The sequence below is a fragment of the Pseudomonas sp. s4 genome (genome assembly GCF_046764235.1).
GTDB classification, from domain to species: Bacteria; Pseudomonadota; Gammaproteobacteria; order Pseudomonadales; family Pseudomonadaceae; genus Aquipseudomonas; species Aquipseudomonas asiatica.
This window is the reverse complement of sequence record NZ_CP177209.1, coordinates 3,554,968-3,581,367: the sequence shown is the minus strand read 5'-3', so window position 1 is coordinate 3,581,367 and position 26,400 is coordinate 3,554,968. Positions and strand designations below refer to the sequence as shown.

Sequence of the window (26,400 nt, the reverse complement as noted above, 5' to 3'; positions counted from 1 at the left end):
TACACCTGTGGGAGCGGGCGTGCCCGCGAAGGGCTGCAGAGCAGCCCCAATCAAGGTTTCAGAAGGTAGCCTTGACCTGCAGGCCAACCACCAGCGCGTTGTCGATGTCCTTCCCGGAGAACGCGCCCGGCTCGATGATGTACTGCACATCCGGGCGCAGGTTCAGCCACGGCGTGGCCTGGTAGCCATAGCTCAGCTCGACCAGCTGCTCGGCGCTGTCGATATCGGGGAACTGCTGCCCGGCATCGAACGCGGCATCTTCCAGCACGTCGCGGCTACGCGGGTTGGGTACGGCACGGCCATAGCCCAGGGCCACAGTATCCTTCGGGCGACCAGCGAACGGCTTGTACAGCACCACGCCGGCGCCATACCACTTGGTGAATGGCGAGGCGGCCTTGCTCGACGCCGAGTACTGGCCGAAGGCATGCAGGCTGCGGCCCGGCAAGCCCTGGTCGTTCCACACCGCCTGGTCGACCAGCAGGTAGTGGCCGCCACGGCCGGACACTTCCTCGTCGCTGCCGATGCGCTTCACGTCGGAGCTGTCGTAGTAGTAGCCCAGTTTGTACTCGCCAGGCAGCTCGCCCTGCAGCTTATAGACCAGCTCTACCGGTACCACGGTGCCGGTGGTGTGCTTGGGGCCCAGGTGCCAGGCGCGGCTGGAGTTGCCGTTGCTTTCCGGGTCGACGTTGAACGCCGCCACACGCAGTTGCCAGGATGGCGACAGGTCGTACTTCACCCGTACGCCCAGGTGGGCATTGGGGTAATTGGTCCAGCCACTGCCGCCAGACATGTTCAGCGGGTGACCGCAGAAGCCGGCGTTCATGAAGTTGCACAGGATGCCACTGTCCAGGCCGCCGAGGTCGTTGCCCATGGCCATGTAGCCGAGCTTGACGTTGAGCGCCGGGGTGAACAGGGTACGCTCGTAGCTCAGCTCGGTCAGGCGGGTGTACAGGCCACCGAAGTTTTCCTGGATCGGCAGGCGGTTGCCCACCAGGTCTTCCGAGGCGCTGTTGCCGCGGCGGTCGTTGATGGTCAGCTGGACCTTGCCGCCGTTGTCCAGGCCATACAGTTTCGACAGGTCGAACTGCACGCCCAGTTTCAGGTTTTGCGAGTAGCGCGCCGAGCGGTGCAGACCACCGTGGGCGTTGTAGGCGGTTTCGCCGCTGTAGTCGCCGGTGAACCTGACGCCGTCTTCTTCCAGCTGGTGACGCAGGCCGCCCCAGTCACCGGTCATGGTGCTGCGTGTCATCAGGTCGCCGTCGGCCAGGGCGGTGCTGCTGGCGAGGGCCAGCAGCAGGGTGGGGGTGATGCGAATTACGGATGGCATTGCTGAATCTCAGGTTGTTTTTCAGGGGCTCATCGCCGGCAAGCCAGCTCCCACAGGTCTGCGCTGCCTTTGCAGGTGGCACGATCCTGTGGGAGCTGGCTTGCCGGCGATGAAGGCGACGCGGTCTTACGGCAGAGCGTAAGAAATCACGTAGTCGCCACGGTCAGTCGACTGGCGCGCGCCGCCAGCCGTGACCACCACGTACTGCTTGCCGGTTTTCGGCGAAACGTAGGTCATCGGGCCGCCCTGGCTGCCCACTGGCAGGCGAGCCTTCCAGATTTCGTTGCCGTTGCTGCTGTCGTAGGCGCGCAGGTAGAAGTCCTGGGTGCCGGCGATGAACACCAGGCCACCCTGGGTCGACAGGGTGCCGCCGAGGGTCGGCAGGCCGATCTTGATCGGCAGGTGCATGCGGATGCCGAGCGGGCCGGTGTCCTCGACAGTACCCACAGGTACCTGCCACGCCACCTGGCGGGTCTTCATGTCGATGGCGGTCAGGGTGCCGAATGGCGGCGCTTGGCACGGGATGCCGGCCACCGACAGGAAGCGGTTCTTGTTCACTGCATACGGGGTGCCCTTGAGCGGTACTGCACCCATGCCGGTGTTCAGCGCTTCGCCACCGGAAGCGGCACCGCCCTTGTTCTGCGACGGGATCATCTGGATCCACAGGCCCAGGCGCATGTCGTTGACGAAGATGAACCCATGTACCGGGTCGGTGGAAATGCTGCCCCAGTTCATGCCACCCAGCGAACCCGGGAAGCTCAGCGACAGGTCGGTGCCCGGGGCGGTGTACAGGCCGTCGTAGCGCATTTTCTTGAAGTCGATGCGGCACAGCAGCTGGTCGTACGGGGTTGCGCCCCACATGTCCGATTCGGTCAGGGTCTGCGCGCCGATCTGCGGCATGCCCACCGACTTCGGCTGGGTTGGCGAGTACGGCTCGTTGGGAATGTTGCTTGGCTTGACCGGTACTTCGTCGACCTGGGTCAGCGGCTTGCCGGTGGCGCGGTCGAGCACGTAGATCTGCCCGGCCTTGGTGCCGATTACCACTGCAGGTACCGACTGGCCGTCGTCCTTGGTGAAATCGATCAGGCTCGGCTGCATCGGCAGGTCGAAGTCCCACAGGTCGTTGTGCACGGTCTGGAACACCCACTTCTGGTTGCCGGTGGTGGCGTCCAGCGCCAGTACCGAAGCGCCATAGGTGTGGTCCAGCTTGCTGCGTTCGACACCGTAGATGTCGGTGGACGACGAGCCCATCGGCAGGAACACGGTATTCATCGCCGGGTCGTAGGACATCGGGGCCCAGCTGTTGGGGGTGCTGCGCACATAGGTGCTGTCGCCCTGCGGTGCCTGGCGATCTTCCGGGTTGCCGGGGTCGAAGGCCCAGCGCATTTCACCCGTGATCACGTCGAAACCACGGATCACGCCGCCTGGCATGTCGGTCTGGACGTTGTCGGCGACGCGGCCGCCGACCACCACGGTGGTACCGGCCATCAGTGGGGCCGAGGACAGCTGGTAGTAGGAGTCCGGCACATCGCCCAGGCCGGCCTTGAGGTCGACCTGGCCGTTGTTGCCGAAGCCCTGGCAGAACTCGCCGGTGTCGGCGTCGACGGCAATCAGGCGGCCATCGATGGTGTTGGTCAGCAGGCGACGCTGGCAGTTGGCACCGGCCGGTACGCTGGCCGCGGTGATTGGCGAGCTGTTCGGCTGGGTCGGCTGGGCGATGGCGGCAGTGGCGTCGAAGTAGGCCATGCCACGGCAACGCTGCCAGACCTTGGACTGGGCGTTGATCGCGTTCTTCCACAGCTCTTTGCCGGTGTCGGCATCAAGGGCGATCAGGTTGTTGTGCGGGGTGCAGATGAACACCTTGTTGCCGACCTGCAGCGGGGTCAGCTGGTCTTCGGCGCCGTTGCCGTCGCTGAGCGCCACGTCACCGGTGCGGTAGGTCCAGGCCACTTTCAGCTTGTTGACGTTGTCGCGGTTGATCTGGTCCAGCGCGGCGAAGCGGCTGCCACCTTCGGTGTTGCCGTAGTGAGCCCAGTCCTTCTGCGCCTTGCCGGCCTCGACCGGGGTCATGCCCGGGCCTTTGCCGGTGGGGGCGACGCTTGGGTGGGCGACGAACATGTTGCCGGCGGCGATCACCAGCAGCACGGCCAACACCCCGGCAACGCCATAGGCACCGCGGCCGGCGCTGGTGCCATTGGCACGGGCCAGCAGCGGGTAGACCAGTGCCACCACCATGCCGATTGCGCCGAACATGAACAGGCGCGAGAACAGCGGCCAGAACACCAGGCCTGCGTCGATCAGCGCCCAGATGGCAGTGCCGACCAGGAACGCCGCGTACAGCCAGGCGCCAGCCGGCTTGCGGCGAGCGATGAGAACGCCGGCGATGGCCATGGCCAGGCCGCCGATCAGGAAGTACCAGGAACCGCCCAGGCCGGCCAGCTTGACGCCGCCCGCAGCCAGGAGGAGGCCGAGCAGGGCGATGATCACGCCCAGGCCGACCAGGATGATGTTTGTGGCGCCAGAGGCGCGCGGTGTTTCTTTCATGCCAGGGATCTCAGCAGGTGGAATGCGCGCAGTGTAATCTCTTAGCTTGCTAATTAACAAGTTGGTACATAATTTTGTGGGGCGGATTGTCGCAGTGCTGAACTCTGCAAGGTGTGGCTAAAAGTCTAGATCATGCGATTAAAATTGCATTCTACGAGGTGTTCGTGCTGATTCATGGAGCGGGCACTCAGGCTTTGCTTGAGTCTGAAGGTCGGCGGTGTGCTCCTACAGGCGGCCACCGTTTCATGTCGGCCACGGAGTGCCGCTGCTGTAGAACACCGCGAGCCAGATGGTGGCGGTGCCGGGGGCGGTCCATTCCACGCGGTGGCGGTAATGCGGCGGGATGTCCAGGCAATCGCCCGGCGCCAGCAGGCGGGTATGGCTCTCGTGCTCGAAGCGCAGGCCGGCGGCGCCACTGAGCAGCACGATCCATTCGCCCTCGGCCTGGTCGTACCAGAAACCGGGCGGGCTGGCCTGGCCGCTGGAAACGATACGCTCAACACGCACACCCGGGCGGCTGAGCAGTTGGTCGACCCGTTCGGAGCTGGTTGGGTCGCAAGGGGGCAGGGCAGTCAGCAGGTTGGTCGGGATCATGGAAAACCTCGCTTGGAAGGGGGTAGTTCCACTATGGACGCAATTGCCGCGCGCCGCGCTTCTTGACCGGCCCCGCTGTTTGTAAGAACTTTCCGGGATTTGGAAGACGGGCAACAAATGGACAAACTCCTGGCGATGAAAATGTTCGTGGCCACCGTCGATGCCCAAGGCTTTTCTGCCGCCGCACGCCAGCTTGGGCTGGCGACATCGTCGGTGACGCGCCTGGTCGATGCCCTGGAAGCGGCGTTGGGCGCCACCTTGCTCAACCGCTCCACGCGCCAGGTCAGCCTGACCGAGGCCGGCGCCCGTTATTACGAGCGCGCGCGGGGTATTTTCGAGGCCCTGGACGAGGCCGATGCCAGTGTCGCCGACCGGGGCGAGGAGCCTGTCGGTGTGCTGCGCCTGTGCTTGCCGGTGGAGTTCGGCAGGCGGGTCATCGCCCCGCACCTGGGGCCGTTCCTGGCGCAACATCCGGCTCTGGAGCTGGACATCGACCTCAGCGACCGCCTGGATGACCTGCTTGACGGGCGCTATGACCTGTCGATCCGCCTGGGCGACCCCTCGCCCAATGACGAGCTGGTATGCCGCCAGCTGGGTCGCTTCCAGCGTTGGCTGGTGGCCAGCCCGGGCTACCTGGCCGGGCGTGACCCGCTGGAGCATCCGCGGCAGCTGCTCGAGCACGCCTGCCTGCGCTTTCGCTACGGGCAGAAAGGCCGCCCCTGGCGCCTGGCCCGTGGGCAGGACAGTCTGGAACTGGACGTGAGCGGGCCGTTGCGCAGCGCCAATGCCGACATGCTGCGCGAAACCGCGCTGGCGGGCAGCGGCATCGCGCTGCTGGCCGACTGGCTGGTGCGTGAGGATGTGGCGGCCGGGCGCCTGCAGCGGCTGTTCCCCGATTGGCAGGCCAGCCCTGGCGCGGCCAATGACAGCATCAACGCCCTGTACCTGCCCAACCATCGTGGTTCGCGGCGGGTGAACGCCTTTATCGACTTTTGCGAAAATTTGCTGCAGCGCAGCACCTAGTGTTGCGCAGTGCGCAAAGCCCTGTTGCGCCAGCGCTGGATTCTCGCCAGGAGTGCGTCTGGGTAAGGTGGCCGGCATATTCCAGCCATCGCCGAGGACACTCGCATGAATCCCTCCCTTGCCGCCGCGCAGCCTGCCGCCACCGGCCTCAGCCGGGCCCTGGTCGCCCTGCTGGCGTTCTGCTGCGGCGCGATCGTCGCCAATATCTACTACGCCCAGCCCATCGTCGGCCTGATCGCCCCGGACCTGGGGCTGTCCACCGAGCATGCCAGCCTCATCGTTTCGCTCACGCAGCTTGGCTATGCCTTGGGCCTGCTGTTGCTGGTACCGCTGGCCGACCTGTTGGAAAACCGCCGCTTGATGGTGGCTACCGCCGTGCTGGCCTGCGTCAGCCTGCTGCTGGCGGGCACCAGCAGCAGCGGCCAGGGCCAGCTGTTCCTCGGCTATGCACTGCTGATCGGTTTCAGTTCCGTGGCGGTGCAGATGCTCATTCCGCTGGCGGCGCACCTGGCGCCGGAGCAGCAGCGTGGGCGGGTGGTCGGCAACATCATGGGCGGCCTGCTGCTGGGTATCCTGCTGGCGCGGCCGTTGTCCAGCCTGGTGGCCGACTACTTCGGCTGGCGTGCGGTGTTCATTGGCGCTGCCGGGGTGATGCTGGCGATCATCCTGCTGCTGGCCCTGACCTTGCCGCGGCGGGTGCCCGAGCACAAGGCCAGCTATGCCGGGCTGATGCTGTCGCTGCTCACGCTGCTGCGCCGTTATCCCTTGCTGCGCCAGCGCTCGCTGTACCAGGCGTTGATGTTCGCGGCGTTCAGCCTGTACTGGACGGCGGCGCCGATGGCCCTGGCAACCGAGCATGGCCTGTCGCAGAGCCAGATCGCGGTATTCGCCCTGGTGGGCGCGGTAGGCGCCGTCGCCGCACCCATGGCCGGCCGCCTGGCCGATGCCGGGCATGCCCGGGCCGGTTCGCTGTTGGCGTTGTTACTGGCACCGGTGGCACTGTTGCTGGGGCTGACCGTGCCGGGCTACAGCGTGATCGGCCTGGGGCTGACTGGCGTGCTGCTGGATTTTGCGGTGCAGATGAACATGGTCATCGGCCAGCGTGAAGTGTACGCGCTGGACCCGGCCAGCCGCGGGCGGCTGAACGCGGTGTACATGACCAGCATCTTCCTGGGTGGGGCGCTGGGTTCGGCGGTGGCCAGTGCGGTGTTCAGCCAGTTCGGCTGGCAGGGTGTGGCGCTGGTGGGGGCGGGGTTGCCGGGCGTGGCCTTGATCATCTTCCTGGCCAAAGCGCGCCGGGGTTGAATGCGAGCCCACAGGTTGTCGCGATCCCTGTAGGAGCGGCCTTGTGTCGCGATGGGGCGCGCAGCGGCCCCGGGATATCGGCTTCGCTGCTGATATTGCCGGGGCTGCGTTGCAGCCCTTTCGCGACACAAGGCCGCTCCTACAGGGATCGCGACAGCCTTTGCGTAGTGCTACCGCCCAAGCGGCAACGCCACACCAATCAAGGCAAACAGGCTGCCGCAGCAGCGGTTGAAGCCCTTGCCGCCCTTGGCCAGCCATGGCCGGATGCGAAACGCCAGGCGTGCCAACAGGTATTCGACCAGGAACTCGACACTGGCAAAGGTCGCCGCCATCACCACGAACTGCAGCAGCAACCCACGCTGCGGGTCGATGAACTGCGGCAGGAAAGCGCCGTAGAACAGCAGCACCTTGGGGTTGGCCATGGCCGACAGCAGGCCCTGGCGGAACAGGCCGGCATTGCCCAGCCGCGCACTTTGCGCGGTCAGTTCCAGGTGCAGGCCCGGGCTGCGCCACAGCTGGATACCCAGCCAGACCAGATAGGCGCCACCCACCCACTTGAGCACGCTCAGCACCGAGGCCGAGGCCTGCAGCAATGCGCTGAGGCCGAACATGGCCAAGGCAATCAGGGCGCTGAAGCCAAACACCCCGCCGATGATGGTGAACAACGTCCGGCGTGCGCCATACAGGGCGCCGTGGGTCAGGGCCAGCAGGCTGTTGGGGCCTGGGGTCAGCGACAGGCCGATGCTCGCCAGCAGGTAGATGAGCCAGGTGTCGAGTGCCATGGTGGGGAATGCCTTGTTGATGGAGAGGGCGCCAGTCTATGGCGCCGACCTTGGCCGGCAAGGGTATGATCCGGACATTGAATGGTCGTTTCTGGACGCGATGCCAATGCTGCCCGACATCCGCTTGCTGATCTTGCCGTTACCGGATTTTGCCCTGCTGCCGTTCGGCGCCTTTCTCGACAAGTTGCGTTTCAGCGCCGACGACGAGGACTACAGCCAGCAGCGCTACTGCAGCTGGACCGTGGCAGGGCTGACACTCGACCCGGTGCCTTCGAGCAGTGGCGCGGTGGTGCAGGTCGAGGCCGTCGCTGGCCAGCTCGAGCTGGCCAGTTTCGACTACCTGGTGGTGTTCGGCGGGCGCAACGCGATGGCCACTGCCGCGCTGGCGCCTCGCTACCGGGCCTTGCTGAGGCAGGCTGGCAAGGCTGGCGTCAAGCTGGTTGGGGTCGACAATGGCGCCTTCCTGTTGGCCGCCTGCGGGTTGCTGCAGGGGCACAAGGTGGTGGTGCACTGGCGACACGAAGCCGAATTCCGTGCGGCCTTCCCGCATTTGCAGGTGCTGAGTGAGCAGCTGTATTGCATCGACGGTAGCCGCATCACCTGCGCCGGCGGCACCGCGGCCATCGACCTGGCCGTCGCGCTGTTGTCACGCGCCTGCGGGAGGGCCAGGGCGCTGAAGGGCCTGGCCGACATGCTGGTGGATGAAACCCGCGATAGCCGCCATGCCTTGCGCTCGTTGGAGCTGGGGGCCGGGCAGGGGCGGCAGGTGCAGCGTGCGCAGGCGTTGATGCGTCATCACCTGGGTACGCCGTTGACCGCGGAGCAGTTGGCGGCTGAGCTGGGCATCAGCCGGCGCCAGCTGGACCGGCAGTTTCACGCCAGCCATGGCATGAGCGCCAAGGCCTGGTGGCTGGAGATGCGCCTGCAACAGGCGCGCTGGCGTTTGCTCAATTCCAGCCACAGCCTGGCGCAGATTGCCGATGAAGTGGGCCTGGGCGATGCCAGTTACCTGGGCAAGTGCGTGCGGCGACGGTTTGGTTGCACGGCCCAAGCGTTGCGTGACCGCAATATCTCGCCCTGAAGCCCGGCGCGCACTCTGTAGGAGCGGCCTTGTGTCGCGAAAGGGCCGCAAAGCGGCCCCGGCAATTTTGTGGCGATGCCGATATCCTGGGGGCGCTTCGCACCCCTTTCGCGACACAAGGCCGCTCCTACATAAAGCGCGTCAGCCGGGCTTACTGCGGCGTCCCGAACAACCCCGTCCAGTAAATCCCCGCATCACTCTTCGGGTCCACTGCATACGCAGCGCCCAGCTCGCGGAAGTCCGGGTTCATCAGCGTCGCGCAATGCCCCGGGCTATCCAGCCAGCCATCGACCACCTTGCGCGCGGTGTCACGCCCGGCGGCGATGTTTTCGCCGATCTGCTGGTACAGGTAACCGGCCAACTCTGCCCGGTCCCCGGGGGTGCGGCCATCCTTGTCGATGTGGTCGAAGAAATTCTGGTTGGCCATGGCCCGGGTGTGGTTGGCGGCAACCCCGGCCAGCACCGTGCTCCAGCTCAACGCAGGGGCGGCGGCGAAGGGCTGGCCACCGCATTGGCGCGGTACCTTGCGCGCGGCATTGATCTCCTGCAGCACCTTCTGTCCCTCGGCCTGCCAGTCGCCCAGGCGACCACTGAGCAGCGGCCGGGCCAGCACGATGCGCCAGTCGCGGCCTTCCTGGCTGACGCCGATATCGACGAACTGCGGGTCGAGCACCACCTGGCAGAAGCTCTCTTCGATGGCATGCATGGCAGCGCGCGCATCACGTGGCCCCGACAGGCTGATGGCCTGCACGTTGACCATCGGGTAGGCGGCGCGGGTCATGGCTTGCTGCAGGTCGCGGGTGCCCTCTGGCGACAGTGCCAGGCGGGTATCGCTGTTGAGCGGCGGCAGTTCCAACGACGCTTCGCCACCGCAGGGCTGGGCCTTGCTGCGGTAGGCATTGATCGAATCGATCAGTTGCGCTTCTTCGCCGGTGGCAGCCATGGCCCCGGCCGAGACGACCAGGCCCAGCGACAAGGCGGCAACGGATGACAGGACGCGCATGTGGATCTCCCTATGACTGGCAGCGTCGTGGTTCGCGCTGCTCATCCTACACAAGCCCGGGGCTTTTGGCCCGGGCTCGTGCGAAGCAATGAAAACGCCAACATTCTTTGCTGGCGGCAAAAGAGGGAGTAGACCACTGTTCATCTGAAAAGTGCGAATAGTTGGTAATCATTCCTATCGAACCACGCTGTCTGCCGGTTTGCTGGCGCCCGGCGGCTATCAGCGCGCCACCGCCTGGTTCGGTTTGTAGAACAGAAAATGCCTGGTCTGCGCCGTCCGGCGGTAGGCTTTGGCCCAGTCCGGGCGCACGTTGCGGTCATGGAAGTACAAGGCACCCCCGGTGCGGTCTCTCAATTGCTGGTTGAGCGCCTTGCGCGCGATTTCCTTGGCAATGTCGTAGCGTTGCGCTTCTTCGACCTGGTCCGGGCGCCCGTCGCACCACCAGGAGAACTGGCAGGCCTTGCTTTCCACCCCCTGCTTGACCACGCCGCAGATGGTATCCGGGAAGCCATCGTGGCCCAGGCGGTTGAGCACGACGTTGGCCACGGCGGCCATGTCTTCTGCGTCGGCACCCTTGGCTTCCCAGTAGATGGTGCGGGCCAGGCAGGTGATGCTGTCATCCAGCGGCGCCCGGCCGGCCGGGTCCACTGCTTGCGCTTCGCCGGGTGTGAGGGTCTCGGCCTTTTTCGGGGGGGGTGTGTCATTCACCACTTTTTCCTCGAGTACCTCGGCCTTGTCCTCGGCGACGGCAGCCTTGGCCGGGTCGGCCGCGTGCAAGGGGCCTGCGAGCAGGGCCGAAACCAGGCCGATCACCATCCACGAAAGGCGCATGATGCAAGCTCCCGAACTGTGGGCTGGTTCACAGTCTAGCCAAGCGCAAGCATCAGCACCAAAGGCAGGGTGGCGGCAGCCAACACGGTCTGCAGGGCGATGATGGTGGCCATCAGCGGTGCGTTACCGCCCATTTGCCGGGCCATCACATAGGAAGATGACGCGGTCGGCAGTGCCTGGAACAGCACCGCCACCACCGCTGCCTGGCCACCCAGGCCAAGCAGGCGGCACAAGCCCCAGGTGGTCAACGGCATGACCAGGAACTTGAATGCCGACGCCGCCATCAGCGGGCGCACCTGCTGGCCCAGGCGGGCGCCACCCAGGGCTGCGCCGACGCACAGCAGGCCCAGCGGCAGGGCGGCCTGGCCCAGGGCCTTGACCGTGGGTTCGATACCCGCTGGCAAGCCCAGCCCACTGGCGCGCAGCAGCAATCCGCCGGCGCAACCGACGATCAAGGGGTTGGCGAAGATGGCCCGCAACACCGTGGCCGGTGAGCTATGGCGGGCGCTGAAGCGGGCGAAAACCAGCACACAAAGCAGGTTGACCAGTGGCACGATGGCGGCGTTGGCCACCGCTGCCAGGGCAATGCCGGCGCTGCCGTAGATACCCGCTGCAAGGGTGGCGCCGATGTAGTTGTTGAAGCGGATGCCGCCCTGGAACACCGAGGTGAAGTCGGCACCGTCGTGGTTCATGGCGCCCTGGTACAGCACCAGCAGCACGGCCCCGGCCAGGGTCGAGAGCATCAGCACGCCAACCATGCCCAGCACCGGCACGCCATCGAGGTTGGCGGTGGCCAGGCCATGGAAAAACAGCGACGGCAGCAGTACGTAATAGCTCAGGCGCTCGGCGCCGGGCCAGAAGTTATCGGCGAGAAAGCCGCGCAGGCGCAGGAAAGTGCCCAGGGCAATCAGCAGGATGATCGGCAGCAGGGTAGTCAGCAGCAGGTGGAGCATGATCGACGTTCCGTGGTCGGGTACGGAGCACAGACTACGGGTGCGGATCGATCTGTAAAAACGTTGTTTTCTGCACTGACCATTGAGGAAAAATGCATGGTTGAAGTCGACACTGGCTCTTGTAGGAGCGGCCTTGTGTCGCGAAAGGGGAGCGAAGCGCCCCCAGGATATCGGCATCGCCACAAAATTGCCGGGGCCGCTTTGCGGCCCTTTCGCGACACAAGGCCGCTCCTACAAGGCCCTGCGAACCTTCACGCCTCCAGCGCAGTCTTCAGCACCGCGCTCAAATGCCGCCGCTGGCTCTTCTCATGCTCCAGCAACACCACGCGCCGGGTCAGCTGTGGTTCGCCAAATGGCAGGCAGGTAGCCGGTGGCAAGCGTTGCAGGTCGTCATCGGCCATGGGGATGATTGCCACGCCCAGGCCCATCACCGCCATGCGCGCCAGCGCTTCCTGGCTGTCCAGTTCCATCTGCTCGCTCACCTGCAGATGCTGGCGGCGCAGCTCCTGCTCGATCTGCCGCCCGGCCCAGGCACGCTTGTCGAAGCGCAGGAACGGCTGGCTGGCCAGCAACTGCGGCACGCTTAGCCCGGCCAGGTCGGGGCTGGCGATCGCCCAGAAGCGGTCTTCGAACAACGGCGTGAAGTCCAGGCTTTGCGGGTAGGGGCTGACCGGCTCGGTGGTGATCGCCGCATCGAGCTCGCCGTCTTCCACCCGTCGCGCCAGTTCCGCCGACATGCCGGAGGCCACGCTGACATGCAGCTGCGGATGGTGCGCCTTGATCCACACCAGCGCTTTGGGCAGGCGCCGCGCCAGCACCGTGTGGATCGCCCCCAGGCGCAGGCGGCCGCGCAGGCTCGGGCCGCTGGCCAGGGCGTCGGCCAGTTCGTCATAGCTAGCCAGGATGGTCTCGGCGCGGGCCACCGCCAACTGGCCGGCTTCGGTCAGCGAGACCTGCCTGCGGCTGCGGTCGAACAAGCTCACCTGCAGTTCGTCTTCGAGGGTCTTGATGTGCAGGCTCACCGCCGAAGGGGTAAGGCTGAGCAGGTCGGCGGCACGGGCGAAGGTGCCGTGGCGGGCGATGGTCACCAGAGTGCGCAGGGCTTTGAGGGACATGCGGGTGTGGTCCGGTTTCAAGCTGACAGAGCTGCATTGTCAGGCCCGGCCCTTTCGCAGCACAAGGCTGCTCCTACAGCGAGTCGAGGCTGGTAGAGGCAATATTTCTCAGCGCACACCACGCCCATAGGCCTGGCTGATCCGATCGATCACCATGGCCAAGGCGACGATCGCCAGCCCGGCCTCGACGCCTTGGCCGACATTCAGCGTCTGGATCCCCGACAGCACGTCCTCGCCCAGCCCGCGGGCGCCAATCATCGAAGCCACCACCACCATCGACAGGGCCATCATCACCGACTGGTTGAGCCCGGCCATGATGCTCGGCAGCGCCAGCGGCAGGGCGATGCGCCGCAACCGCTGCCAGCGGCTGGCGCCAAGACCATGGGCGGCTTGCAGCAGCGAAGGGTCGATCTGGCTCAGGCCCAGTTCGGTCAGCCGCACCAGCGGTGGCAGGGCATAGATCAGTGTGGCGAACACGGCGGGCACCTTGCCCAGGCCGAACAGCATCAGCACCGGGATCAGGTAAACGAAGGCCGGCAATGTCTGCATCACATCCAGTACCGGCAACAGCAAGCGCTTCGCCAGCGGCCGGGCAGCCAGCAGGATGCCCAGCGGCACGCCCACCAGCACGCAGAGGCCGGTACTGACCAGCACCAACGCCATGGTCTGCAGCAGTTTGTCCCACAACCCGAGCATGCCGATCAGGGCCAGCAGCGCCACCAGTACCGCGCTGCGCAGCACGCTGCGGCTGGCATGCCAGGCAAGCAGGCCGATCAGCAACAGCAGCAGCCACCACGGCAGCAGGCGCAGCAGGGTTTCCAGGCCGACCAGCAGTTGCAGCAACTGGTCCGAGACGCTGCGCAGGTGATCGCCGTAATGCAGTACCAGCCAGTCGACCAGGCGGTTGACGCTGTCGGCAAAGGAGAATTGCAGGGCCTCGGGGAAGCCGCCGCTCACAGGCTGGCCTCGACCTTGGTGGCAATGTCCGCAGGCAACCAGGCTTTCCACACCTCGCGGTTATCGCGCAGGAAGGTGAGGGCCGCGTCGCGGGGCGGCGTTCGCTTTTCGCTCATGTCGGCCAGTGCCTTGTTCAGTCGGTCGATGGGCAGATCGACCCGCTCGAACACGCTCACCAGCTCCGGGTAGCCCTCGCGAAAGGCCTTGGATACGCCAATCGACAACTTGGCCGGCAGCGAGCTGCTGCCCTTGGGCTCGGGGTTGCCGGCATCGGTGAGGGTGGCCCAGGCCTGGGCATCGAACGGCGGCTCTTGCAGGCGTATGAGCTTATAACGCCCCATCAAAGGGGTCGGGTTCCAGTAGTAGAACAGCACCGGCTGGCCACGGCGGATGGCCGAGCCGATTTCGGCATCCATTGCAGCCCCGGAGCCACTGCGGAAGTTGGTATAGAGATCATTCAGCCCGTAGGCCTTGAGTTTCTGGGTGTTGACGGTTTCGGATGTCCACCCGCTGGGGCTATTCAGAAAGCGCCCTTTACCGGGGGACTCGGGGTCGCGGAACACCTGCGGGTAACGTTTCAGGTCCTCGACGCTGCGCAATTGCGGCGCCACGGCTTTCAGCTTGCGCGCGTCATCGCCCTCGATCACGTAGGCCGGTACCCACCAGCCTTCTTCGGCGTTCTTGACCGTGTCGCCCAAGGCGAACACCTGGCCGGCCTGTTCTGCCTTGACCCAGGCAGGGCTGCGCCCGGCCCATTCCTCGGCGATTACTTGCAGGTCGTTGCGTGCGAGCGCCACTTCCATGCTGACCGTACTGCCGGGCAGGGTGTCGGTGGGGTAGCCATAACCGCGCTCGACGATCAGGCGCAGGATCTCGGTGGTGAGTGCGCCGCTTTCCCAGCCGATGGCACCAAAGCGGATGGGCGTGGTGCGTTCTGCGGAGGCGGCGCTGTCGGTGCTGGCCAGGCCGACGGCGAGCAGCAGGCCGGCCAGCAGCGTCGGAATCTTTTTCATGGGGCCTCTTGGAGTGACGCTACTGAGTTGCCGCAAGTGTAGACGACCGGCTCCAGGCCCGGCAGGAAGGCCGCTGCACGCGATTGGCAGCGGCCTGCAAGCGACTCAGACGCGGAACTGGTCCATCAGCGCCTGTTGCTGGTTGGCCAGGCTGTTCAGCGACTGGCTTACCCGCGCCGACTCGTTGGCCTGCCCCGACAGCGATTCGGTGACATCACGGATGGTCGCCACGTTGCTGTTGATCTCCTCGGCCACTGCGCTCTGCTCCTCGGCGGCCGAGGCGATCTGCAGGTTCATGTCGGTGATCACCGTCACTGCCTGGCCGATGCGCTGCAGCGCGGTGACTGCCTGGCCAACCTGCTGCACGCCGCTCTGGGCCTGGCGGTGGCTGTTGTCCATGGCCCCGACCACTTCGCGGGTGCCGTTCTGCAAGGCCTCGATCACCTGGCGGGTTTCTTCCACCGATTCCTGGGTACGCTGGGCCAGGTTGCGCACCTCGTCCGCGACCACGGCAAAGCCACGGCCGGCTTCACCGGCGCGGGCCGCCTCGATGGCGGCGTTGAGCGCCAGCAAGTTGGTCTGTTCGGCGATCGAGCGGATCACCTCCAGCACCGAACCGATCTTCTCGCTGTTCTGCGCCAGGCCCTCCACTTCGCTCATGGCGTTGCTCATGTCGGCGGCCAGGGCATCGATGCTGTGGGTGGTGCGGTCGATCACCGCCAGGCCTTCGCGGGTGGCCTGGTCGGCATCGCGGGCGGCCTGCGCGGCCTGGGCGGCGCTGCGGGCGACGTCCTGGGCGGTGGCACTCATTTCGTGCGAGGCAGTGGCAACCTGGTCGACCTGGCGGTACTGCTGCTCCATGCCGGCGCTGGTCTGGGTGGCAATTGCCGAAGACTGGTCGGCGGTGCCACGGGCGGCCTGCACCGAGCGTTTGACCTCGGCGATGGTCGGCTGCAGCTTGTCGAGGAAGCGGTTGAACCAGCCGGCCAGTTCGCCCAGTTCGTCCTGCTTCTGGTAGGTCAGGCGGCGGGTCAGGTCACCTTCGCCGCTGGCAATGTCCTTGAGCATGCTTGCCACGCCGAGGATCGGCCGGGTAACGCCGCGGGCCATCAGCCACACCATCAGCAGGCCGGCGATCGCCGCCGCCAGGCCCAGGCCAAGTTCCAGCAGGGTGCCGCTGGTGTTCAGCGCGTCCAGTTCCTGTTTCAGCGCTTCGGCCGGCCCGGTCAGGGCGTTTTCCGGCACATCCAGCAGCACGCCCCAGGGCTGGGCATCCGGAATCGGCTGGAAGGCGGCCAGCACCTTCAGGCGCTGCTGGTCGTGCACGATGGTCATCTTGCCGTCGGCCAGCTTGCGCACCAGTTCGGCACCCTTGGCGGTGTCGACCTGGTCGAAGCGCTGGGCCAGCTTGCTGGCATCGGCGCTGTAGCCGGCCAGCAGGCCGACCGGGCTGAGGATGCCGACCGTGGTGCGGCCTTCGTACAGGCTGCGGCTGGCCTCCCGGCTCAGGGCCTGCAGGCTGTTGAGGTTGATGTCGATGGACAGGGTGGCGATCACCTTGCCGTCGACTGCCAGCGGGAAGACGATGCTGGTCATCAGCACTTGCTGGCCATCGATGTCGTAGAAGTAGGGCTCCACCACGCACACCTTGCCGGATGTGCGCGGGCACACCCACCAGGTATTGGCTGGCTGGCCGCTGGGGCCGATCTCGGTGTTGGCCATGTCATGTTCGGGCAGGGCCATGGCCGTCAGCTGGCCGACACGCGGCTGCGACCAGTACAGGGCGAAGCGCCCGGTTTCGTTGCTGCCCAGTTCTGCCTTGCCGGCGAACAGGCTGTCCTTGTTGTCCAGGGCGTTGGGCTCGAATACCAGCGACAGGCCGAGCAGTTCAGGGTTGGCCTGCAGGGCGGCGCGCACCTGGCGGGTCATGTCCTCGCGCAGGTCGAAGGCATCGAGAAAGCGCTTTTCCGCCTGCTCGCGCAGGAACAGCACCTGGCGGGCGAAACCGGCGCCGTACTGGTAGGCGTCCATGAACTGGCGGCGGATGTTCAGCGCCTGCACCTCGCCCTGCGACTCGATGCGCGACTGGGCCGATTCGGTCAGCATCTGCATGCTGCTGGCCTTGACCAGGTCCGAGCTGTGGTCCATGCGATACAGCGACAGGCCGACGAGCAGGGTGACGATGCCGGCCAGGCAGAGACCGGCGAGCAGGGTGATCTTCCACTGGATGGAAAGTTGTCGCAAAGGCATGGGGCGTATCCCTTTTTTTGGACAGTAAGGGTTATGGCTTTGGGGCTGGGCGGGGTTGAGAGGTGCCTGGCTGGAGATGTGTGTCGTCTGTGAGATCGAGCGCCGCCCGCGCGGCGCTTCGCAGCACAAGGCTGCTCCTACATCTGTTTCGGGCCAGTTATTCCTGAGGTGGAGGCGCTCGGCCCCTTGGCGTCCATCTCGATATCGTGTCGGACAAACAAGGCGGTCGCACGCGCTGGCGCAAGCGTTACTGGCCCGAAACAGATGTAGGAGCAGCCTTGTGCTGCGAAGCGCCGCGCGGGCGGCGCTCGATCTCACAGGCGACAGAAATCTCCAGCCAGGCATCTCCCAGCCTTCCCACCATATCGGCCCATCCCATTTTTTCTTTATTCAAACATTCAATTTAAATTTCAGCCCTCCGTGTAATCCGCCGCAACATGGCGCTTTTGACATCTGCTGCCCACTGCTTCACAGTGCGCGCTTTTTTTCTGTCGCAATGAGGTAAGCCAACCATGAATGCAGTGATCGCCGCGGTCGGCATCATGCTGATACTCAGCCTGTCCCGCGTGCACGTGGTCATCGCCCTGATCGTCGGGGCCCTGGCCGGTGGGCTGGTGGGGGGGCTGGGCATCGAAGGTACGCTCAAGGCCTTCAACGGCGGCCTCGGCGGCGGGGCCACGGTAGCCCTGTCCTATGCACTGCTGGGCGCGTTTGCCGTGGCCATCGCCAAGTCCGGCCTGGCCCATGCCTTGGCCGACCGCGCCCTGGCCATGATCGACCGCCAGGGCCATGCCAGTGGCGGCAAGGTCAAATGGTTGCTGGTGGGCCTGATGCTGGTGGTGGCAGTGTCGTCGCAGAACATCCTGCCTATCCACATCGCCTTCATTCCCTTGCTGGTGCCACCGCTGCTGTACGTGCTGACCCGCCTGCGCATCGACCGCCGGCTGATCGCCTGCGTGATCACCTTTGGCCTGATAACCCCGTACATGTTCCTGCCGGTGGGCTTTGGCAACATCTTCCTCAATGAAATCCTGCTGGCCAACGTCGCCCGCGCGGGTGTCGACGTGAGTGGCGTGAATGTCACCCACGCCATGGCCATCCCGGCCGCTGGCATGCTGGCTGGCCTGTTGCTGGCGGTATTCGTCAGCTACCGCAAGAAGCGTGACTACGACCTGGCGCGCATCGAGCAGGTGGAGCAGGTGAGCGTGCAGTACAACCCGCTGACCCTGCTGGTGGCCGGGCTGGCGATTGCCTCGGCGTTCATCGTCCAGTTGTGGCTGGACTCGATGATCATCGGCGCCATGGTCGGCTTCCTGATCTTCTCGCTGTCGGGCATCGTGCGCTGGAAGGACACTGACGACCTGTTCACCGAAGGCATGAAGATGATGGCCATGATCGGCTTCATCATGATTGCCGCCTCAGGCTTTGCCGACGTGATGAAGGCCACCGGTGAGGTGAACAGCCTGGTGGAAACCTCGGCGCAGTGGATCGACCACAGCAAGGGCGTCGGTGCCTTGCTGATGCTGCTGGTGGGCCTGCTGGTGACCATGGGCATCGGCTCGTCGTTCTCCACCGTGCCGATCCTGGCCGCGATCTTCGTGCCGCTGTGCGTGCAGCTGGGCTTCGACCCGCTGGCCACCGTTTGCATCGTGGGTACCGCCGGTGCCCTGGGCGACGCGGGCTCGCCTGCCTCGGACTCGACCCTGGGCCCGACCTCGGGGTTGAACGTGGATGGCCAGCACCACCATATCTGGGACACCGTGGTGCCTACCTTCATCCACTACAACCTGCCATTGCTGGCGTTCGGCTGGTTGGCGGCGATGACGCTGTAAGACGGGGAGGGCGTCAGCCCTTGTCGGGCGGCGGCGAGATGCGGTTGAGCACGGTGCTGCCGTCCTTGCTGCGGGTCAGGTAGACCGGCAGCACCTTGGGCAGGTTGTTGACCAGGCGCCCCACCTCACGGGTGTTGTAGATACCGCTGATGCGGATGCGGCCGGTGCTGGCGTCGGCCAGCAGCAGCGGTGCGTCGAGGTAGCGGTTGATTATCGGCAGGGCCTGTTCCAGGCTCAGGTTGTCGAGCACCAGCTTGCCGTCGCGCCAGGCCAGGCTGTTGCCGTAGTCCTCGCTCTGCTCCAGTTGCGGCTCGAAGTCGCCCTTGTGATAGCTGGCCTGCATACCAGGGCCCAGGCGGTAGCCACCGGTGCTGCCGTCGCTGGATACCAGTACCGAACCTTCCACCAGGGTGACCTTGACCTGGTCCTGGTACTTCCACACGTTGAACTGGGTGCCGGTGACGCGGGTCTGGCCACGACCGGCATGCACGATGAACGGGTGGCTGCTGTCGTGCTGCACCTTGAAGAACGCCTCGCCACGTTTGAGCGTGACCTGGCGCTGGTCCTTGTAGTTGAGGTAGGTGAGCTCGGTGTTGAGGTTGAGCTGCACCGTGCTGCCGTCGCTCAGCTGCACGGTCTGCATGTGCGCGCCAGCTTCGAAGTGCTGGTAGCGATTGGGCAGCCAGCCTTGTTCCCAGCCCACCCAGCCGGCCAGCGGCAGCACTGCCAGGGCGATCGCGGCGGCGGATGCCAGCGGCCGCCAGTTGCGCTGGCGCGCGGCCTTTTGCAGCGGCGGGTTGAAGTCGATGACGGTGGCATTGCGCGGCAGCAGGTCTGCGGTTTGCCAGATTTCCAGCATTGCCTGGTATTCCTCGGCATGCCGCGGGTCGGCCGCCAGCCAGCGGGCGAACGCCTCGCGCTCGGCCACCGAGCAATCTTCGGCGTGCAGGCGCATGCACCAGTGCGCGGAGGCGTCGGTGATGGCATCGTCTGGGCTGGGATTGAGGCGGTCGTGGTTCATTGCGGCTCCGGGTTTTGCGCATTCTACCCTTGCTGGAGGGCTCCCGAGAACCGAGGTAATGGCGAATGACTATCAGTTGTGCCGGTTTTCGTCGGATTGGTGATGGTTTTTCAGCGTTTGAGAACCCTTCGCGCAGGTAAATTCAGGCTGAAATCGTTGGGGCTGCCTTGCAGCCCATCGCGACACAAGGCCGCTCCTACATGGAATCGCGTTCCCCTGTAGGAGCGGCCTTGTGTCGCGATGGGGCGCAAAGCGCCCCCATGGTCTCTCAGAACTGCGCCGCCTCCAAACCATAAAGGCTGCCACTACCCGCCCGGATACTGGCCTCCAGCCCCAACCCGCGCGGCAAGACCCGCTGGAAGAAGAACTCCGCACACGCAAGCTTGGCCCCATGAAACGCGGCATCCTCGTCACGCTTGGCCAACGCCACCGCCGCCATACGCGCCCACATGTAGGCATACGCAGTCAGCCCGAACAGCTGCAGGTATTCCACCGCCACCGCGCTGACCAGGTTGGCATCCTCGCCGGCACGCGCCCGCAGCCAGGCGCTGGTCGCCTCCAGCCGCGCCAGGCTCGCTTGCAGGGCTTCACGGTGCAGCGGCGCATCCACGCTGAAGGCCCGCACCTCGGCGGCAAAGCCGGCCAGCGCCTGGCCACCGTCGGCCAGCACCTTGCGCCCGAGCAGGTCGAGGGCCTGTATGCCGTTGGTGCCTTCATAGATCTGCGCGATGCGCACATCGCGCACACGCTGCTCCTGGCCCCATTCGCGAATGTAGCCATGGCCGCCATACACCTGCTGGCCGAGCACACAGCTTTCCAGGCCGTTGTCGGTGAAGAACGCCTTGGCCACCGGCGTCAGCAGCGCCACCAGGCGCTGCGCATGTTCGCGCTCGCCGGCGTCTTCGGCGTAGCGCGCCAGGTCCAGCTGCTGGCCGACGTAGGCGGCAAACGCCCGGCCACCTTCGGTGAGGGTGCGCATGGTCAGCAACATGCGCCGCACATCGCCATGGTGGATGATCGGGTCGGCAACCTTGTCCTGTGCCTGCGGGCCGCTGGCGGCGCGGCTTTGCAGGCGCTCGTTGGCGTAGCGGGCGGCGCTCTGGTAGGACGCCTCGGCACAGCCGATGCCCTGGATGCCGATGGACAGGCGCTCGTAGTTCATCATGGTGAACATCGCCGCCAGGCCCTTGTTCGGCTCGCCGACCAGGTAGCCGACGGCACCATCGAAGTTCATCACACAGGTGGCCGAGGCCTTGATGCCCATCTTGTGTTCGATCGAGCCGCAATGGGCGGCGTTGCGCGCCCCCAGGCGGCCATCGGCCTCGACCAGGTACTTGGGCACCAGGAACAGCGAGATGCCCTTGGCGCCGGTGGGCGCATCCGGCAGTTTGGCCAGCACCAGGTGGACGATGTTCTCGGTCAGGTCCTGTTCGCCGCCGGTGATGAAGATCTTGCTGCCGCTGATGCGATAGCTGCCGTCGGCCTGGGGCTCGGCGCGGCTGCGGATCAGCCCAAGGTCGGTGCCGGCATGGGGTTCGGTGAGGCACATGGTGCCAGCCCAGCGGCCTTCGTACAGGGGCGGCAGGTAGGTGGCCTTGAGTGTTTCGCTGGCGTGGGCATCGATCGCCAGGCAGCTGCCGGCGCTCAATGCCGAATACAGGCTGAAGCTGCAGTCGGCGGCGTAGAGCATTTCTTCGAACAGCACACCGAGCATTTTCGGCATGCCCATGCCGCCATGTTCAGGATTGCCGCCCAGGCCGACCCAACCGCCTTCACGGTAGGTGTGCCAGGCCTCGCGGAAGCCGTCGGGTGTAGTGACTTCACCAGCGGTGAAGCGCACGCCTTGCTCGTCACCGTTGCGGCTGAGCGGGGCAATCAGCTGGCCGGTGACTTTGGCTGCTTCCTCGAGGATGGCATCGGCGGTATCGGCGTCGATGCGCTCGGCCAGGGCGGGCAGGCGGGCCCACAGGGCCGGGGCGTTGAACACGTCATGCAGGACGAAGCGCATGTCGCGCAGGGGGGCGGAGTAGGTAGTCATCGGGGGCTCTTGGAATAATGGAAACATGGGCTGGCCTCTTCGCGGGCATGCCCGCTCCCACAGGTAAAGCACAGGGTGCGAGGCCGGTGCGGTCCCTGTGGGAGCGGGCATGCCCGCGAAGAGGCCACCACTGGATCAGAGGGCTTTGGCCCGGTCGCGCAGCACGTACTTCTGGATCTTGCCGGTGGAGGTCTTGGGCAGTTCGCCGAACACCACGGTCTTCGGCACCTTGAACCCGGCCAGGTGCTCGCGGCACCAGCTGGTGATGTCGGCTTCGCGGGTGTCTTCGCGGCCCGGCTTGAGGGCAATGAATGCGCACGGGGTTTCCCCCCACTTTTCATCCGGGCGCGCCACCACCGCGGCTTCCAGTACCGCCGGGTGCTTGTACAGGGCGTCCTCGACCTCGATGGTGGAAATGTTCTCGCCACCGGAAATGATGATGTCCTTGAGCCGGTCCTTGATCTCGACATAGCCGTCGGTATGCCACACGGCCAGGTCACCGGTATGGAACCAGCCGCCCCGGAAGGCTTCGGCGGTAGCCTCGGGGTTCTTCAGGTAGCCCTTCATCACCGTGTTGCCCCGCATGAAGATCTCGCCCAGGGTGTTGCCGTCGCGCGGTACCGGCTCGAGGGTTTGCGGGTCGGCGACCATCAGGCCGTCGAGGGTCGGGTAGCGCACGCCCTGGCGGGACTTGATCCGTGCCCGCTCTTCCAGCGACAGTTCATCCCATTCGTCATGCCAGGCACACACGGTCACCGGGCCGTAGACTTCGGTCAGGCCGTAGGTGTGGGTGACCTGGATGCCCATCTCTTCCACTGCGCCGATGACCTTTGCAGGTGGCGCGGCGCCGGCGACCATGGCCTGCACCGGGTGCTCGATGGCCGCCTTGGCTGCCTCGGGCATGTTGACCAGGGCGTTGAGCACGATCGGCGCGCCGCACAGGTGGCTGACCCGGTGCTCGCGGATCAGGGTCAGGATCTTCTGCGGGTCGACCCGGCGCAGGAACACATGGGTGCCGGCCAGCGCGGTGATGGTCCATGGGTAGCACCAGCCATTGCAGTGGAACATCGGCAGGGTCCACAGGTACACCGGGCGATGGCCCATGCCCCAGACCATCTGGTTGCCCAGGGCGTTCAGGTAAGCGCCACGGTGGTGGTAGACCACGCCCTTGGGGTTGCCGGTGGTGCCGGAGGTGTAGTTGAGCGAGATCGCCTGCCACTCGTCATCGGGCCATTCCCAGGCAAAGTCCGGGTCGCCTTCGGCGAGGAACGCTTCATAATCCAGTTCGCTGACCGCACGGCCTTCGCCGTACTCCGGGTCATCCACATCCACCACCAATGGCGGGTGCTCGAGCAAGGCCAGGGCAGCCTCGATGACCGTGTGGAACTCGCGGTCGGTGATCAGTACCTTGGCCTCGCCATGCTGCAGCATGAAGGCGATGGCCTCGGCGTCCAGGCGTACGTTCAGGGTATTGAGCACGGCGCCGGTCATGGGCACGCCAAAATGGGCTTCGAGCATGGCCGGAATGTTGGGCAACATCACCGCTACGGTGTCGCCACGGCCGATACCCCGGCCCACCAGGGCGCTGGCCAGGCGCCGACAGCGTTGGTAGGTCTGCTGCCAGTTACGGCGGATGGCACCGTGGATCACCGCCGGATAATCGCCATATACGGCAGCGGTGCGTTCGATGAAACTCAGCGGGGTGAGGGCGACATGGTTGACGGCAGCGGGCATCAGGCCCTGGGCATAGATCGACATGCGGTAATCCTGTAGAGGAGGCAGGCACAACCTGTGCGCTTGACCCCCGGTGGCTGATTGTTAGCTCTGTTCAGGGTGCAGGGAGGCGGACGGTGGGCCGCTCCCCTTGTCGCAGTTTTACGCGAGTCGCTATGGTATTAGGAATATCGACTATAGCAATATAGTAAAACTACTATAACAACGAGCCGCCTACCGTGGACAACACTGCCTATCCCTTGCTCGCCAAGGACCCGCAACCCAGCCTGATGCTGGCCGGCGACGCCAGGCCGCTGGCACTCAACCCGGCGCTGCAGGCCTGGGTCGATGAAGGCCCGGCACTGGCCAGCTGGCTGCCGGGCAACTGCGCCGCCCTGGTGCGCGCCTGCCTGCGCCAGCGCCGGGCGATCGCCGATGTCGAGGTGCAGGTCGGTGAACGCATCGTGCTGTGGAGCTTCATCCCTGACGACCAGGGCCAGCAGGTGCTGGCGCGTGGCCGCGACGCCAGCGACGAGCGTCATGGCGCACGCGAGGCCAGCCGCGCCCGGCGCCTGTACCGGCTGATCATCGAGAACACCACCGACCTGATCTCCCGGCATAGCCCCGATGGCCGTTTTCTCGATGCTTCGCCGGCAGCATTCCGCCTGCTTGGCCTGTGGCCCGAGCAACTGCGCGGCATGGCCGTACATACCCTGCTGCACCCGCGCGAGCGCCGCCAGGTGCTGCGCCAGGCCGCCGCCGCCCTGGACCAGGACGGCTACCACACCATGACCTGCCGAGTGCGCCAGGCCGCAGGCGGCTACCGCTGGTTCGAGATCGCCAGCCGGGCCATCCGCGAAACCTACACCGGCACGGTGGTGGAGGTGGTCAGCGTGTCTCGCGACATCACCCTGCGCATCGAGGCCCAGGAAAGCCTGGCGCACAGTGCCCGGCTGGCCACCTTGGGCGAGCTGGCTTCGGGCATTGCCCACGAGATCAACCAGCCGTTGGCCGCGGTGGTCAACTATGCCAACGCAAGCCAGCGTTACCTGCAGGGCCTGGAGCGCGACCCGCAGGCCCGAGAGCGGGTAGGGCAGGGCCTGCAGCGCATCAGCGAACAGGCCACCCATGCCGCCGAAGTGATCCGCCGCCTGCGCGCCTTCCTGCGCAAGGGGCCGCGCCGCCTGCAGGCGCTGGACGTGGCCGAGGTGGCCGGCGAAGCCATGCGCCTGTGCGCCTGGGAAGCCGCGCGTGATCAGGTAGTGGTCGAGCTGCGCATGAGCGTGCAGCTGCCCTTGGTGTATGCCGACCGGGTACTGCTGGAGCAGGTGCTGTTGAACCTGTTGCGCAACGCCATCGATGCCAACCGCGAGCAGCATGGCGAGCGGCCGTCCCGTATCCTGCTGGGCGCTGCGCGCGATGGTGATGGCGTGCTGGTCGAGGTGGCCGACCAGGGCCCGGGCGTGGCGCCCGAGCGCCTGGATGAAATCTTCACGCCGTTCACCACCAGCAAGGCCGACGGCCTGGGCCTGGGCTTGAGCATGAGCCGTAGCCTGATCGAAGGTTTTGGCGGCAGCCTGTGGGCGCGAGCCGGTGACAATGGCGGACTGGTACTGTGCTGCCGCCTGGCGGTCAGCAGGGGGTAAGGGGAGATGGCGGTGCAAGCGAAGGTGTATGTGGTCGATGACGACCAGGGTATGCGGGACTCGACGGTGTGGTTGTTGCAGTCGGTGGGTTTGCAGGCCTTGCCGTTCGCCGGCGGGCAGGCGTTTCTCGACGCCTGCGTCGACGATGGGCCGGCCTGTGTGCTGCTGGATGTGCGCATGCCGGGGCTGGGCGGGTTGGCGGTGCAGCAGGCGATGCGCGAGCGTGGCCTGGGTTTGCCGGTGATATTCGTCAGCGGGCATGCCGATGTGCCGATCGTGGTGCGGGCATTCAAGGCCGGCGCCTGCGACTTCATCGAGAAACCCTACAACGACCAGTTGCTGCTCGACAGCGTGCAGGCCGCGTTGGAAAGCGCCGGGCGGGCACGCCAGGACGACCAGGCGCTGGCCCGGGTGCAGGCGCGCATCGATGGCCTGACCCCGCGCGAGCGCGACGTGTTCGTGCCGTTGGCCCAAGGGTTGAACAACCGCGAGATTGCCGAACGGCTGGGCGTCAGCGTGAAGACGGTGGACCTGTACCGGGGGCGGGTGATGAAGCGGTTGCAGGCCGATAGCCTGGCGGAGTTGGTGGGCATGGCCATTGCCTGCGGGGCGGTGGAGGCACTGGGCCTGCGAACACCGTAGCAGGCCTTGACGCATGGCCCTGTAGGAGCGGCCTTGTGTCGCGATGGGGCGCGAAGCGGCCCCAGGTTTTGTGCCCCAACAGAAATTGCGGGGCCGCTTTGCGGCCCATCGCGACACAAGGCCGCTCCTACAGGGGGGCGCAAGGGGCAGAAATCATGAAATTTTCCATAGCAACCTAATCAAAGCTTTGACATTCACTGCCTAGGCAGTAATATTTCCACACAATTACCCGAGCAGTCTCCGATGGCCCATTTCTCTCCCGAAAACTTCCAGACCTGCGCCATCGGCATGCTGCTTGGCCGGGCGGCGATCCTGAAGGACCGCATTCTCGACTGGCACCTCGAATCCGAAGGCGTCACCGCCGCGCAGTTCAAGGTGCTGATCATCGTCACCCAGTACCAGGTGGACACCCCGGCCGAGCTGTGCCGGTACCTGGGCCTGGACAGCGGATCGATGACCCGCATGCTCGACCGCCTCGAGCAGAAGGAACTGATCGTGCGCAACCGTTGCGCCGACGACCGTCGCCAGGTGCGCCTGGCGCTTACCGCCGATGGCCAGCGCCTGGCTGACCGCCTGCCGGAAATCGGCGCGGCGGCCATGAACGAGCTGTGCGGCGCGCTGGCACCCGAAGAGCTCGAGACCCTGGAAGGCCTGCTGGCCAAGGTCCTGCTCGCTGCCGGCGACCCGTTGACGATCCGCCGCTTCGGCGATCGTTGATCCCTGTCACGAA

The 26,400-nt window shown here is 65.7% G+C and carries 20 protein-coding genes and 2 pseudogenes; 7 read left to right on the top strand and 15 right to left on the bottom strand.

Annotation, left to right across the window (positions count from 1 at the left end; all coding sequences use genetic code 11):
- Positions 1-58: 58 nt before the first annotated feature.
- From ACK56M_RS16665 to ACK56M_RS16655, 3 genes are all read right to left on the bottom strand, one after another.
- Positions 59-1,327: a carbohydrate porin gene (locus tag ACK56M_RS16665; RefSeq protein ID WP_139657777.1), complete on the bottom strand. Its 1,269-nt coding sequence runs from the start codon at positions 1,325-1,327 to the stop codon at positions 59-61.
- A gap of 126 nt (positions 1,328-1,453) precedes the next feature.
- Positions 1,454-3,871 carry a glucose/quinate/shikimate family membrane-bound PQQ-dependent dehydrogenase gene (locus tag ACK56M_RS16660; RefSeq protein WP_085720661.1) on the bottom strand — a complete coding sequence of 806 codons (2,418 nt, stop codon included), beginning with the start codon at positions 3,869-3,871 and terminating at the stop codon, positions 1,454-1,456.
- 243 nt (positions 3,872-4,114) lie between these two features.
- Positions 4,115-4,465, bottom strand: a complete 351-nt coding sequence (locus ACK56M_RS16655) for a cupin (RefSeq protein WP_015270673.1) — start codon at positions 4,463-4,465, stop codon at positions 4,115-4,117.
- Between the two features lie 117 nt (positions 4,466-4,582).
- Between ACK56M_RS16655 and ACK56M_RS16650 the strand changes: the two genes are divergently transcribed.
- Both ACK56M_RS16650 and ACK56M_RS16645 read left to right on the top strand, forming a co-directional pair.
- Positions 4,583-5,488, top strand: coding sequence for a LysR family transcriptional regulator (locus tag ACK56M_RS16650; protein WP_054573545.1), 906 nt, complete (start codon positions 4,583-4,585; stop codon positions 5,486-5,488).
- Positions 5,489-5,593: 105 nt separating this feature from the next.
- Entirely contained in the window at positions 5,594-6,793 is a 1,200-nt protein-coding gene (locus ACK56M_RS16645; protein ID WP_054573544.1) for an MFS transporter, read from the top strand.
- Positions 6,794-6,963: 170 nt separating this feature from the next.
- Here the strand turns inward: ACK56M_RS16645 and ACK56M_RS16640 are convergent, their stop codons facing one another.
- Complete coding sequence (locus ACK56M_RS16640; protein WP_004376275.1) at positions 6,964-7,575, bottom strand: LysE family translocator; 612 nt, start codon at positions 7,573-7,575, stop codon at positions 6,964-6,966.
- A gap of 106 nt (positions 7,576-7,681) precedes the next feature.
- Here ACK56M_RS16640 and ACK56M_RS16635 point away from each other — a divergent pair, with 106 nt between their 5' ends.
- Complete coding sequence (locus ACK56M_RS16635; RefSeq protein WP_100413537.1) at positions 7,682-8,656, top strand: GlxA family transcriptional regulator; 975 nt, start codon at positions 7,682-7,684, stop codon at positions 8,654-8,656.
- A 151-nt stretch (positions 8,657-8,807) separates the two neighbouring features.
- Here the strand turns inward: ACK56M_RS16635 and ACK56M_RS16630 are convergent, their stop codons facing one another.
- The 8 genes and pseudogenes from ACK56M_RS16630 to ACK56M_RS16595 form a co-directional block, all read right to left on the bottom strand.
- Positions 8,808-9,659: a CAP domain-containing protein gene (locus tag ACK56M_RS16630; RefSeq protein ID WP_015270669.1), complete on the bottom strand. Its 852-nt coding sequence runs from the start codon at positions 9,657-9,659 to the stop codon at positions 8,808-8,810.
- 219 nt (positions 9,660-9,878) lie between these two features.
- Complete coding sequence (locus ACK56M_RS16625; protein ID WP_411958796.1) at positions 9,879-10,490, bottom strand: cell wall hydrolase; 612 nt, start codon at positions 10,488-10,490, stop codon at positions 9,879-9,881.
- A gap of 35 nt (positions 10,491-10,525) precedes the next feature.
- Entirely contained in the window at positions 10,526-11,443 is a 918-nt protein-coding gene (locus ACK56M_RS16620) for an AEC family transporter (RefSeq protein ID WP_191472574.1), read from the bottom strand.
- A 251-nt stretch (positions 11,444-11,694) separates the two neighbouring features.
- Entirely contained in the window at positions 11,695-12,558 is an 864-nt protein-coding gene (locus ACK56M_RS16615) for a LysR family transcriptional regulator (RefSeq protein ID WP_015270667.1), read from the bottom strand.
- A gap of 108 nt (positions 12,559-12,666) precedes the next feature.
- Positions 12,667-13,515 (bottom strand): ABC transporter permease, encoded by an 849-nt coding sequence (locus tag ACK56M_RS16610; RefSeq protein ID WP_015270666.1) that lies wholly within the window; start codon positions 13,513-13,515, stop codon positions 12,667-12,669.
- Complete coding sequence (locus tag ACK56M_RS16605) at positions 13,512-14,528, bottom strand: ABC transporter substrate-binding protein (RefSeq protein WP_217190130.1); 1,017 nt, start codon at positions 14,526-14,528, stop codon at positions 13,512-13,514. The genes ACK56M_RS16610 and ACK56M_RS16605 overlap by 4 nt, the downstream gene beginning before the upstream one ends.
- 105 nt (positions 14,529-14,633) lie before the next feature.
- Positions 14,634-15,146 (bottom strand): annotated as a pseudogene (locus tag ACK56M_RS16600) (methyl-accepting chemotaxis protein); the annotation flags it as partial.
- A 393-nt stretch (positions 15,147-15,539) separates the two neighbouring features.
- Positions 15,540-16,457 (bottom strand): annotated as a pseudogene (locus ACK56M_RS16595) (chemotaxis protein); the annotation flags it as partial.
- 833 nt (positions 16,458-17,290) lie between these two features.
- On the opposite strand from ACK56M_RS16595, the gene ACK56M_RS16590 reads away from it, so the two are divergent.
- Positions 17,291-18,610: a Na+/H+ antiporter family protein gene (locus ACK56M_RS16590; protein ID WP_013972950.1), complete on the top strand. Its 1,320-nt coding sequence runs from the start codon at positions 17,291-17,293 to the stop codon at positions 18,608-18,610.
- Between the two features lie 13 nt (positions 18,611-18,623).
- Here the strand turns inward: ACK56M_RS16590 and ACK56M_RS16585 are convergent, their stop codons facing one another.
- The 3 genes from ACK56M_RS16585 to ACK56M_RS16575 all read right to left on the bottom strand — a co-directional run bounded on the left by ACK56M_RS16585 (position 18,624) and on the right by ACK56M_RS16575 (position 23,427).
- Positions 18,624-19,631 carry a FecR family protein gene (locus ACK56M_RS16585; protein ID WP_217190129.1) on the bottom strand — a complete coding sequence of 336 codons (1,008 nt, stop codon included), beginning with the start codon at positions 19,629-19,631 and terminating at the stop codon, positions 18,624-18,626.
- 268 nt (positions 19,632-19,899) lie between these two features.
- A complete protein-coding gene (locus tag ACK56M_RS16580) occupies positions 19,900-21,669 on the bottom strand; it encodes an acyl-CoA dehydrogenase C-terminal domain-containing protein (RefSeq protein ID WP_015270662.1) in 1,770 nt (589 codons plus the stop codon).
- Between the two features lie 135 nt (positions 21,670-21,804).
- Complete coding sequence (locus tag ACK56M_RS16575; RefSeq protein WP_015270661.1) at positions 21,805-23,427, bottom strand: acyl-CoA synthetase; 1,623 nt, start codon at positions 23,425-23,427, stop codon at positions 21,805-21,807.
- Positions 23,428-23,621: 194 nt separating this feature from the next.
- Here ACK56M_RS16575 and ACK56M_RS16570 point away from each other — a divergent pair, with 194 nt between their 5' ends.
- The 3 genes from ACK56M_RS16570 to ACK56M_RS16560 all read left to right on the top strand — a co-directional run bounded on the left by ACK56M_RS16570 (position 23,622) and on the right by ACK56M_RS16560 (position 26,387).
- Positions 23,622-25,028 (top strand): sensor histidine kinase, encoded by a 1,407-nt coding sequence (locus tag ACK56M_RS16570; protein ID WP_100413541.1) that lies wholly within the window; start codon positions 23,622-23,624, stop codon positions 25,026-25,028.
- A 6-nt stretch (positions 25,029-25,034) separates the two neighbouring features.
- Positions 25,035-25,670 carry a response regulator transcription factor gene (locus tag ACK56M_RS16565; RefSeq protein ID WP_054573537.1) on the top strand — a complete coding sequence of 212 codons (636 nt, stop codon included), beginning with the start codon at positions 25,035-25,037 and terminating at the stop codon, positions 25,668-25,670.
- 243 nt (positions 25,671-25,913) lie between these two features.
- Positions 25,914-26,387, top strand: a complete 474-nt coding sequence (locus tag ACK56M_RS16560; protein ID WP_054573536.1) for a MarR family winged helix-turn-helix transcriptional regulator — start codon at positions 25,914-25,916, stop codon at positions 26,385-26,387.
- Positions 26,388-26,400 lie beyond the last annotated feature (13 nt).

Excerpts from the sequence above, each read along its gene's own strand:
- ACK56M_RS16620 (WP_191472574.1), bottom strand. The coding sequence starts at position 11,443 with ATGCTCCACCTGCTGCTGACTACCCTGCTGCCGATCATCCTGCTGATT.
- ACK56M_RS16575 (WP_015270661.1), bottom strand. The coding sequence starts at position 23,427 with ATGTCGATCTATGCCCAGGGCCTGATGCCCGCTGCCGTCAACCATGTC.
- ACK56M_RS16590 (WP_013972950.1), top strand. The coding sequence starts at position 17,291 with ATGAATGCAGTGATCGCCGCGGTCGGCATCATGCTGATACTCAGCCTG.
- ACK56M_RS16665 (WP_139657777.1), bottom strand. The coding sequence starts at position 1,327 with ATGCCATCCGTAATTCGCATCACCCCCACCCTGCTGCTGGCCCTCGCC.
- ACK56M_RS16645 (WP_054573544.1), top strand. The coding sequence starts at position 5,594 with ATGAATCCCTCCCTTGCCGCCGCGCAGCCTGCCGCCACCGGCCTCAGC.
- ACK56M_RS16605 (WP_217190130.1), bottom strand. The coding sequence starts at position 14,528 with ATGAAAAAGATTCCGACGCTGCTGGCCGGCCTGCTGCTCGCCGTCGGC.
- ACK56M_RS16660 (WP_085720661.1), bottom strand. The coding sequence starts at position 3,871 with ATGAAAGAAACACCGCGCGCCTCTGGCGCCACAAACATCATCCTGGTC.
- ACK56M_RS16585 (WP_217190129.1), bottom strand. The coding sequence starts at position 19,631 with ATGAACCACGACCGCCTCAATCCCAGCCCAGACGATGCCATCACCGAC.
- ACK56M_RS16625 (WP_411958796.1), bottom strand. The coding sequence starts at position 10,490 with ATGCGCCTTTCGTGGATGGTGATCGGCCTGGTTTCGGCCCTGCTCGCA.
- ACK56M_RS16655 (WP_015270673.1), bottom strand. The coding sequence starts at position 4,465 with ATGATCCCGACCAACCTGCTGACTGCCCTGCCCCCTTGCGACCCAACC.
- ACK56M_RS16565 (WP_054573537.1), top strand. The coding sequence starts at position 25,035 with ATGGCGGTGCAAGCGAAGGTGTATGTGGTCGATGACGACCAGGGTATG.
- ACK56M_RS16615 (WP_015270667.1), bottom strand. The coding sequence starts at position 12,558 with ATGTCCCTCAAAGCCCTGCGCACTCTGGTGACCATCGCCCGCCACGGC.
- ACK56M_RS16580 (WP_015270662.1), bottom strand. The coding sequence starts at position 21,669 with ATGACTACCTACTCCGCCCCCCTGCGCGACATGCGCTTCGTCCTGCAT.
- ACK56M_RS16630 (WP_015270669.1), bottom strand. The coding sequence starts at position 9,659 with ATGCGCGTCCTGTCATCCGTTGCCGCCTTGTCGCTGGGCCTGGTCGTC.
- ACK56M_RS16640 (WP_004376275.1), bottom strand. The coding sequence starts at position 7,575 with ATGGCACTCGACACCTGGCTCATCTACCTGCTGGCGAGCATCGGCCTG.
- ACK56M_RS16635 (WP_100413537.1), top strand. The coding sequence starts at position 7,682 with ATGCTGCCCGACATCCGCTTGCTGATCTTGCCGTTACCGGATTTTGCC.
- ACK56M_RS16560 (WP_054573536.1), top strand. The coding sequence starts at position 25,914 with ATGGCCCATTTCTCTCCCGAAAACTTCCAGACCTGCGCCATCGGCATG.
- ACK56M_RS16650 (WP_054573545.1), top strand. The coding sequence starts at position 4,583 with ATGGACAAACTCCTGGCGATGAAAATGTTCGTGGCCACCGTCGATGCC.